General features: G+C 42.0%; 7 protein-coding genes. 4 read left to right on the top strand and 3 right to left on the bottom strand.

All coding sequences use genetic code 11. From position 1 onward, the window contains the following. Nucleotides 1-376 precede the first annotated feature (376 nt). From O9290_RS03690 to O9290_RS03680, 3 genes are all read left to right on the top strand, one after another. Nucleotides 377-499, top strand: a complete 123-nt coding sequence (locus O9290_RS03690; RefSeq protein ID WP_002737208.1) for a DUF8629 family protein — start codon at nt 377-379, stop codon at nt 497-499. A 24-nt stretch (nt 500-523) separates the two neighbouring features. Next, nucleotides 524-2,164, top strand: coding sequence for an MBL fold metallo-hydrolase (locus tag O9290_RS03685; protein WP_288058588.1), 1,641 nt, complete (start codon nt 524-526; stop codon nt 2,162-2,164). A gap of 396 nt (nt 2,165-2,560) precedes the next feature. Next, the gene (locus O9290_RS03680; protein WP_288086720.1) at nt 2,561-3,439 is read left to right on the top strand and encodes an Rpn family recombination-promoting nuclease/putative transposase; all 879 of its coding nucleotides are present in this window, start codon (nt 2,561-2,563) and stop codon (nt 3,437-3,439) included. A 64-nt stretch (nt 3,440-3,503) separates the two neighbouring features. Here the strand turns inward: O9290_RS03680 and O9290_RS03675 are convergent, their stop codons facing one another. Both O9290_RS03675 and O9290_RS03670 read right to left on the bottom strand, forming a co-directional pair. Beyond that, complete coding sequence (locus O9290_RS03675) at nt 3,504-3,935, bottom strand: PEP-CTERM sorting domain-containing protein (RefSeq protein WP_155120452.1); 432 nt, start codon at nt 3,933-3,935, stop codon at nt 3,504-3,506. Between the two features lie 226 nt (nt 3,936-4,161). Next, nucleotides 4,162-5,388, bottom strand: coding sequence for a molybdopterin molybdotransferase MoeA (locus O9290_RS03670; protein WP_288055928.1), 1,227 nt, complete (start codon nt 5,386-5,388; stop codon nt 4,162-4,164). Nucleotides 5,389-5,403: 15 nt separating this feature from the next. Between O9290_RS03670 and O9290_RS03665 the strand changes: the two genes are divergently transcribed. Beyond that, entirely contained in the window at nt 5,404-6,285 is an 882-nt protein-coding gene (locus O9290_RS03665) for a glutaminase (protein WP_288055926.1), read from the top strand. A gap of 148 nt (nt 6,286-6,433) precedes the next feature. Here O9290_RS03665 and O9290_RS03660 read toward each other — a convergent pair whose 3' ends face one another. Beyond that, entirely contained in the window at nt 6,434-9,553 is a 3,120-nt protein-coding gene (locus tag O9290_RS03660) for a TIGR03032 family protein (protein ID WP_288055924.1), read from the bottom strand. Nucleotides 9,554-9,923 lie beyond the last annotated feature (370 nt).

Genomic DNA, 9,923 nt, shown 5'->3' with positions numbered 1-9,923 from the left:
TAACCCTTATCCTGACTTGATTTCAGTTTTTTCTTTGTCATTAAGGGTGTCAACAAGGAATATTACAGATTGTTAACCGAGTCTTGAAAGCCCTGTGCTACAAAGGTTTGAAATGTTAAGAAAGATGTGACTAATGGACAGGTCTAAAACCTCGCTCCTGGTTGGCGAAAAGTTTTTGGAGCGGAGTATAAATCCCCGTTACAAAAACGGACTCCTGCCCTCCGCTTCCTGCCTTCGTTAATTATTAACATAGACCGGGCGATGGTGGGGGAAAGAGGGTGAGCGCCCAGGGACAAATCCGAAACCTAGCTGCTAACAACCGAAAAAGTTGGGTTAGTATGAGGGGAGATACCCTCTGAGGAGTTGCACTAATTATATGGACATCAAATTAATCTTGTTGGCATTGACGGCCGTATTCACCGTCTCTTGTCTCTTTTTCGGCACCCGCAACGGTTTTTACGATAGCGATAACTACGATGGCAACGGTTCCGCTCACTAACCAGTCATCATAATCAGGGTTGCCATGGTTCAACGCTCTACTGCCGTCTGGGGGTCAAAATCCCTTTTATCCTGTTTACCTTTTGGTGTCGGTCACGCGTCGGAGGGGGTTTGTCTCCTCCTGACAATCGGTCCCTATCGCCTACTTTTAGATTGCGGTTTGGCCGATATGCAACCCCTCACCCAAAACAAAAAACCACCCGTGGATCTGGTGTTCTGTAGTCATGCCCACAGCGATCACATCCGTGGGTTAATGGCTCTCCATCAGACCTATCCCCAATTGCCAGTTTATGCCAGTGAGGTGACAGTGCAACTGTTGCCCCTACAATGGCCCGATTGTGCTGAGGAAATCGGCAGTTTCTGTCAGGGTTGGCCATGGCGATCGCCGATCGCTCTCTTTGATGATCTCACCGTCGAGATTTTTCCAGCCGGCCACCTCCCTGGGGCTGCCGTGGTCCTCTTCACCTACAAAACCCCCAAACGCACCTATAAGGTCCTCTATACCGGCGATTTTTCCCTGTCTAATTTTCAACTGGTGGAAGGATTATCGATCGATCTGCTGCGGGGAATATCCCCCGATGTGCTGATTATTGAAGGCAGTTACGGCACAGAGCGCCATCCCCACCGACGACAGCAGGAAAAACAGTTGATGAATCGCATCTATCATGCGATCGCTGAGGGACAAAATGTCCTACTACCCGTCCCCGCCTTGGGATTGGGTCAAGAAATTTTAAAATTACTGCGGTCGCACCACCAATTCACAGGCCGCGACATTGATATCTGGGTTGGGGGCAAGATCGCTAAAGCTTGCGATGCCTACCTGGAAATTTTACCACAATTTCCCGCATCTGTGCAAAATTTTGCCAAACATCAGCCCTTATTTTGGGATGAGCGCATCTGTCCCCGGTTGCGAAGGTTGCCAGAAAAACCGACACCTCTAGGGGGAACCACTCCGATAATTTTACTAATCGATCGCCTAGAGGAGGTGAGTAAATATCTGCAAGGGGATAAACCTTGGTTAATGTTAGCTCCCCAACACCTGCACGATATCAACCTGGAGAATCCCCGATTAAAAGCGACACAGCGTTCGCAATTAATTAGCCAAGAAACCTATCTACTGGCCGAACATAGCGATAGTCGCAACACCACCCAACTGATCCATAACCTGCGACCGCAGCATATCATGTTCGTCCATGGCTCGCCCCTATATCTAGCGGATTTGACCAGTTTAGAAGAATTACAAAGCCGTTATCAACTCCATTCCCCGGCCGTGGGAACTCTGGTGGAATTGCCTATTGGCGATCGCTTTATGCAACCGACACCCCCGGCCCCCAGCCACTATGAGGGAGAATTAAATGAATCGGATTCGATCGTCACTATCACCTTACCAGAGCCGATCACCCGGGATCCCCGGTGGAGTAATTTCGCCGATACGGGACTGGTGGAAGCGCGCTGGCAAGGGGAAGAATTATTATTGCGGGGAGTCTCCCAACGGGAGTTATTAAGCGAGAGTCCCAATCGCATCACCAAAGCTTTAGAGGAGATGGATTGCTGTCGTGTCTGTGTCCACTACAAAAGTCAGCGCTGTTGGAATCCCGCTTCTCCCCTCTACGGTTTTAAAGTGGTTGCTGAAGGCTATTGTCCCGTTTTTGAGGCCAATATATAATTAGGGAGGCACAATTATTTGTAGTGGATTGTTTCAGCTAATTTGGTGTATTAGAAAAATGCTATAAATTCTATAATCTAAGACTTTAAGCCGAAATCTATTGCCCTATTTTAGCTGAAACAGTCCAGTAGGATGGGTTAGCGGTAGCGTAACATAATCGGGCGTTGGGTTTCATGCTTCAACCCAACCTACGTTCATCTTATATTTAATTCCACCCACCTACTTAATTAGGGCTGGCTGAAAAAGGTTGAGGGTTAGGAGTCAGTATTCCTGGACTTGCTCCATACAGAAATACTAAAAAATTAACAAAACCCTTATGAAGATTTTAACTCAGGCTCTGTAAGACTTTTAGCCATAGCTAGTATAATCCTAGGGGGGAGGTTCAGAAATAAAAGCATGAAAACTGACACGATTTTTTATCAACTCTTTCAATCATTCCCCTCTATCTTCTTTGAATTAATTCAACTCCCTATCAGCGAAGCCAATAACTACCGCTTTGACTCAGTGGAAGTCAAACAACTTTCCTTTCGTCTCGATGGAGTCTTTCTGCCTCAAAATAATAACCCCCAGACTCCCATCTACTTCTGTGAGGTACAATTTCAAGAAGATGAGGCTTTTTATCAGCGCTTTTTCACCGAAATCTTCTTATATCTCAGTAAAACTGACTTAACCAATGATTGGCGGGGTGTGATTGTCTATCCTAACCCTCAAGTAGAAACCAATCAAGTTCAACGCTATCGGGAACTCCTCAACTGCGAGCGAGTCAGACGGATTTATCTGAATGAATTAGAAAACACTCCTCAAACTTCGATTGGTTTAGCCAAAGTGCAATTAATCACCCTATCTAAAGCAAAAGCACTTGATAGCACCCGAAAATTAATCCAAAGAGTGAGAGAAGAATTAACCCCCGACCAAAAACCCCAAGAACTCTTACAATTAATAGAGACGATTCTCGTTTATAAGTTACCGCTTCTCAATCGTCGGGAGATAGAAACTATGTTTAGTTTAGATGAATTAAAACAAACTCAGTATTTTCAAGATGTGCGCGAAGAAGCGCGTCAGGAAGGTCGTCAGGAAGGCATTGAGCAAGGCATTGAGCAAGGCATTGAGCAAGGCATTGAGCAAGGCATTGAGCAAGGCATTGAGCAAGGCAGACTAAACAAAGCACTAGAGGCGGTCCCTCGTTTGTTAGCCTTAGGGTTAAGCGTTGAGCAAGTCGCATCCGCCTTAGAGTTAGAGGTTAAACAGGTTAGAGCTATGCAAAAAGGGACATAAGACTATATCGCCCCCTAACCAAAAAGGAAGGCGTTTAAACCTTCCTTACCATAGAATTGGTCATTTATTGACGTTTGCGAGCCAATAAACCCAGAGAACCCACCGCTAATAAGCCTAAAGGGGTACCTGGTTCCGGGGTTGTCTGTGTCTGGGTGCCTTGAATGGTCCAGTTAGCAGCAACTATATTACCTGATACATTGGTCAAATCGACAGAGTAGTTCAAATCATTAGTAAAGTAAATGCCATTGTCTCCATTCACGAACCATGCGTTAGGTGTTTGTGTAGAATTGGTTGAGACGACATTGACATTAGAGTAATCAATCCAATCAGAAGGAACAGAGGTTAATTGTCCTAAGGCATTGGTGACAAAGCTTCCTATACTACTACTCAACCCATCACCCCCATTAGGATTAAAGGTGGTAACGTGGGCCCCATTACCAAAATTGAAGGTGACACTCACAATGTTGCTGGCGGTCCATGTGCTTGGGGGGAAAATTCCGGCACTTTTTCCCTGAAAATTAGGTAATTGACCACCTGAAAATGGGTAAAACCCCACACCCCACACCCTGCCACCAGGAAAAACTTTTTGCCGCAAACCCTAATTAGGGTCTATAGAAAAAGTTCCTAAGCGTAATTCCCCGGCTGCTGTCCTTCGACCTGATTCTTACCGAGAAGGAAATCAAGTCAAAAAAAGAACCCTTGCCAACATCTGAAACTGGCTCTCAAAGGGGAAGTCCAGTCATAACTTCTACTGTTTCTCCCGCTTGTATAGTAGTTTTACCCTGGGGAATTATGGCTAAAGCATTAGTACCCGCTAAATTAATTAAATTAGCCGAATTGTGTTGTCCGGGAGCAAGTTGAAATTGATAAACTCCCTCGATAATTTCTATTTTTCCCCAGAGATAAACTTCTCTTTGTCCCTGAGATTTGAGAGTATCGCGGGTGACAACTCGCAGAAATTTGTTCTGATAATCTGTCAATCCCGATAATTTTTTAATTGCCATTTGCACGAAGCGCCAACAGGAAACTAAAGCAGAGACGGGATTTCCGGGGATACCAAAGTAAACACAACCATTAGGAAAAGTAGCAAAGGTTAGGGGTTTACCCGGTTGAATAGCAACGCTGCCAATCAGAATTTTTCCCCCTAATTCCCCTAAAATTCCCTCGATATAATCGTAATCTCCTACGGAAACACCGCCGGTGGAAAGGACGATAGCACTAGAATTAATGGCTTTTCTGATAGTTTCTCTGAGAAGTTCGGGACTATCTTTGATTATACCTAAAGGTCTAGGAATTGCCCCTAAACTGGCGACAAATGCCGTTAAAGCGTAGCGATTTGAGTCAATAATTTGACCTTTTTGGAGGGTTTCATCGGGATTAATTAATTCATCTCCCGTGGAGAAAATTGCCACTTGGGGACGGGAAAAAACTGTTAATTCGGTAGCTTGTGCCGTGGCTAAAACCGCTATTTCTGGGGAATTAATGGCAAGACCAGCTTTTAATAAAGTATTTCCCGCTTGATAGAATGTGCCGCGTTGACGCACGAAAAGACCTATTTTTTCGGGAGGGATAAGAATCGCCACCCGCTCCCCTTGTTTTTGAGTATTTTCCTGCATAATAATCGTATCACTGCCGGCGGGTAACATCGCTCCCGTAAATATTCGCGCTGTTTCTCCTGGTTGAATAATTTTTTCGGGGACTTTGCCGGCGGGAATTTCGGCGATAATCTTTAGAGTAACGGGATTTTCTGGATTAGTGTCTTTGACATCTTCGTAGCGGACAGCATAGCCATCCATAGCAGAATTATCCCAGTAGGGAAAGTCTAAATCACTGCTGATATCTTCGGCTAAAATGCGCCCAAAAGCTGCCTCTAGAGAAACTTTTTCTGTTTCTTGTCGGGGTTGAATTTGAGTTAAAATTATAGATTCTGCTTCTTTGACTGAGTACATGGATTAAACAAACAAATGAACCGATTAGCTAGATTAAGGGTGGAAGATATACAAGCTTGGGTCGGGGAAGTGCATTTATCGGATAGGAAGGGTCAGACTCCCTATTATATACCGGTTTTGAACCAAGTTAATCCCGAGGTTTTCGCTCTCCAGATTCACTGTCTTGAGGGGGAGATTTTGTCTTGGGGAGATGAAACTGTAACTTTTCCTTTGATGAGTGTGATTAAACCTTTTTTGTTATTATATCTTTTAACCCATTTAGGGGAAGATGCTGTTTTTCGTCGCGTGGGAAAACAAGCTTCTAGTTATCCTTTTAATTCCTTAACTCAACTGCAAGAGGATCGCGGTTTTCCCCGTAATCCTATGATTAATAGTGGTGCGATCGCATTGGCGCATTTATTAGCAGGAGAAACCCCGGAATCTCGCTGTGAAAATTTGCTTTTATGGTTAAATGAAATGGGTAATTGTCAATTATTTTTAGATCGATCTGTGCTTGAATCTGTTCACTCTTATCCTAATGTTCACAATCAAGCTTTAAGCTTAGAATTAGAAAAAAATGGTTATATCAGTCATCGTTATTTAGCTCTAGAAACCTACAATCAAATCTGTTGTTTATCTGGAAAAATTGCCGATCTTGCTAATTTAGGTAAGTTAATTTTAGCTTCTTCTTTTGCCGAAATTATTCTAGAAATTATGACTAATTGTGGACTCTATGAAGCTTCCGAAAAATTTGCTATTGAGGTGGGGTTTCCCACTAAATCGGGAGTTAGTGGGGCCCTATTATCAATTGTACCGCAACAGGGAGCGATCGCTTGTTATAGTCCTCTGTTAAATGAGCAAGGTAATTCAATTTTAGGACTTAATTTACTAACATATATCAGTCATTTTGTCAAGTAAATTTAATCTATGAAAATAAGCTTTAATTCCTCAAAAAAATGCCGATACTTTTTCTGATTTTTCTGGCCAAGTACCGTGAAAACTGGGAGGGATAAAGTTGATTTTGTCAAGGATTGTTAAGATGCGCTTACCCTGATAATTCCAGTGATCAATTGGCTATCCTGATCATCTCTGGTGATTTTCCCGCAGCATAAATATCCCACATTGTCCGATAAGCTTTTTCTAAATTGCGGGTAAAACGAAGCGTATCAAATAACGGATAAGTAAGACGATTTTGTGCTAGTTTCTGTTTAATTTCGTGCAATTTATCAGGAGATTTTGCTAAATTAATCGCTAAATTTTTATACTCCTCTAAATTCTTAGTAATTAATTCAGGTAGGCCCATAGCTGTCAGTAAACTAGCACCAACACGGGAAGGAAAAGTTGCACCTGGACAAGTTATAATCGGTAAACCTGCCCATAAAGCATCACTTCCAGTCGTATGAGCATTATAGTATAAAGTATCAAGAAATAAATCAGCTAGTTGATGCCGCGCCAAATGTTCCGACTTAGGTTGGAGATGGGCAAAAATTAAGCGATCGCCTTCAATTCCTCGCGCTTTTGCTTCCCGACGTAGATTTGCTTCCGCTTCAGCTACTCTCGAAAATAACCATAACACACTACCTGGAACATTTGCCAGAATTTCCATCCAGACAGTGAATATTTGCGGCTCAATTTTATAGGTGTGGTTGAAACAACAAAAGACAAAACCCGATTCAGGAAGACCATAATGGGAACGAGTAACAGGTTTAGATGATATGATTTGTTGATAATCATTAGCCTGATAACTATCCGGTAAAATTACCAATTTTTCAGTAAAATTATCAGGAAATTCCGGTGGGGTAACTATGGCATCACCAATAATATAGTCGATAAAATCTGCTCCCATTGTCCCCGGATAAACCAAATAATTAACTTGAATCGGTGCCGGTTTTAAAGCCAATATTTGTGTCCGTGCCTTATCAATATATCCCATCAAATCAACTAAAATATGTACCCCATCATGAAAAATCCGTTGTGCAGATTCCGTAATTGATAAAGTAGCAATATCATAAAAGCGATCGCAATCATTAGCAATGCGACGACGATACTCACTACCATCATCAGGACCATAGGAATAGGCAATTATTTCAAAGTTATTGCGATCATGTAAACCAAACACACTTTGCATCAAATGACTGGTGGGATGATTACGAAAATCATGGCATAAATAACCTATTTTTAATCGTCCAGATCGGGTGCGGGAATGGTTAAAGTTGAGGGGTTTAGTCCCTAAGGCTAATTGTCTTTTAATCTCTTGAGCATAGTTACAAGCTACTTTCAACTGTTGACTAGCAGACCAAGGTTTATATAAGCTATCAAAGGGAGTTACTGCGGTAGATTTTCCCTCTTGTAACTGGTTTTCGGTTAATTGCCAAAGTTGGATTAAATCAGCTTCTCTTGTCTCCCAATTACAAGTCATTTCCTTCATAGAAAATAAGCAAGCAAAAGCCTCTGGGGAATTAGGTTGAATGGCTAAAGCTTGCTTAAATACGCTCATAGCTGCTTCTACTTTGTCCTGTCTTCCTAACGCTAAAGCTAAACTATTGTAAGCTTTAATGTATTTAGGGTTAAGCTTAATTGCTGTTTGGAAATAAGCGATCGCTTCTTCAATTTTTCCCTGTAGTTGTAACACATTTCCTAAATTAAAGTGTGCTTCTGGATAATTAGGGTTTTTCCTGATTGCTTCTTGAAAATTGACCACAGCATCCCCTAACTTATCCTGCATTTGTAAGACTAAACCTAAATTATTCTCAGCAAAAGCATAGTTTTGATTGCTACGAATAGCTTGGTTAAAGCAAATAATCGCCTCGTCTAAATCTCCCTTGCTAACTGCTATTATTCCTAAATTATTGTGGCTTTCTGCATAATTAGGGTTAATAAGTAAAGCTTGCTTGTAAGCCAAAATAGATTGATCAATTTGTCCTAAACTATCCATGATTACCCCCAACTGATGCCAAGCAGCTGCATATTGAGGATGTTGATTAATTAATTGTTGATAGAGAGCGATCGCTTCTTCAAGCTTAAGCTGTTTTTGCAAGGTGTATGCTTGCTGATAAAGGGTATCTGCTGGGGAAGTATCAGGCTGATTATTTGCTAGATTTCCTCCAACTAAAGGAGAAATAGGATCAAGAGTAATAATTTTCCTGATGTCATCATTTTGGAATCCTAAAGCTTGGGGACGTTTAACTCCTTCTAAGACTTGTATATCATAAAGTTCAGTCACTTCACCTTCTAAGCGTATCCAGTGAACAACTTCACCTGTTTTCAAATCAATAATTAGCAGACCACAGCGAGGGTCTGCTTCTTTAGCCATTAAATTATCATCTAAGATTAACCCCGAAAAAGTCTTATCTACCCCACGATTTTTAGATAATCCAACAATGGCATAATTTCCGACAAATGCTAAACCGCGCAGAAAACCAGGACAAAAAGTAACAGGCTCAAAAATGCCTTTGTCTTGATCAATATAACCAAAGTAACCCGTACCCGCATTTAATAACCATAACTTACCCTGATAAAATCGGGGAGAATGAGGCATAGATAAACCAGTAGCAATCACTTCATTAGACTGAATATCAATGACACAACCGCCAGTTTGTCTTCTGTCTCTCCACCCATCCACCACATCTGATTGACTACAAGCGGTGACATAACGCGCCTTCCCATCTACCAAAGCTAAACCATTGAGATGACAACGATCTTCATTGACTAAAGCGGAAATAAACGATGGTTTCCATAGGGGAATACAACTATGGCGATCGCTGACTGTCGCCAGACAATTTAACATCGTACTGATAAATACAATTCTTTCAGAGAGATTTTCTATTGCCAAATCGTGAATATCTAAATCCCCAGTAGTATAACTAATGCGGGGGATATAAAGTTTATCGTAACCATCATAAAGTTGTTCGGATGATAACACATTATCTAGTTGCCAGATTTGATAGCGGGAACTAAGATAAATCCTTTCTGGGGTAGCATATAAACCCATGGCGCGGTCAAATATACGCTCAAATCCCGACATCCCCCTTTGAGGGTTAACCCCTAAAAACATCAGTCGAGAACTTTGATAGGTAGTAAAAGCCAGACTAATCTGCTGAGACTCTAACCAATCGATGAAGTTACGGGAAGCAATTATCTCTACGGGAATAGATTGATTAGTATTGGGAGTTGATTGATTCATCATAACCACAAAGACACAAAGATTAGCCAGTAGGGTGTGTTAGCGATAGCATAACGCACCAATTTAATGATAGAGGTGGTGCGTTACGGCGGATTGTTAATTTTGGTTTTTTGACCGAATTGATGGCCGCAAATACGCACCCTACACCTAAATTAGGTGTGTCAGTCCACTACGATTTATGTTTTTGTTTGAGCGCGATCGTTTATAATCAAAATATCATTATTTTGGGTTTGCTGAATAAGTACGGGCGAAGCATTCGGATAGAAAATCTACCTTTTCACCGATAGGTTATTGTCCGAATGCTTCGCCCCTACAGGACGCGGGCCGATGAAGACGCAAGGTTTTGAACGACGATTCTCTCAAAATCTTGCAC

The sequence above is a fragment of the Microcystis sp. LE19-41.2A genome (assembly GCF_027530405.1).
In the GTDB taxonomy this organism is placed as follows: Bacteria; Cyanobacteriota; Cyanobacteriia; order Cyanobacteriales; family Microcystaceae; genus Microcystis; species Microcystis aeruginosa.
The sequence above is the reverse complement of the archived record's forward strand: the minus strand, read 5'-3'. Positions and strand labels throughout refer to the sequence as shown.

Coding starts and splice junctions, on each gene's coding strand:
- O9290_RS03680 (WP_288086720.1), top strand. CDS start 2,561: ATGAAAACTGACACGATTTTTTATCAACTCTTTCAATCATTCCCCTCT.
- O9290_RS03685 (WP_288058588.1), top strand. CDS start 524: ATGGTTCAACGCTCTACTGCCGTCTGGGGGTCAAAATCCCTTTTATCC.
- O9290_RS03670 (WP_288055928.1), bottom strand. CDS start 5,388: ATGTACTCAGTCAAAGAAGCAGAATCTATAATTTTAACTCAAATTCAA.
- O9290_RS03690 (WP_002737208.1), top strand. CDS start 377: ATGGACATCAAATTAATCTTGTTGGCATTGACGGCCGTATTCACCGTC.
- O9290_RS03660 (WP_288055924.1), bottom strand. CDS start 9,553: ATGATGAATCAATCAACTCCCAATACTAATCAATCTATTCCCGTAGAG.
- O9290_RS03665 (WP_288055926.1), top strand. CDS start 5,404: ATGAACCGATTAGCTAGATTAAGGGTGGAAGATATACAAGCTTGGGTC.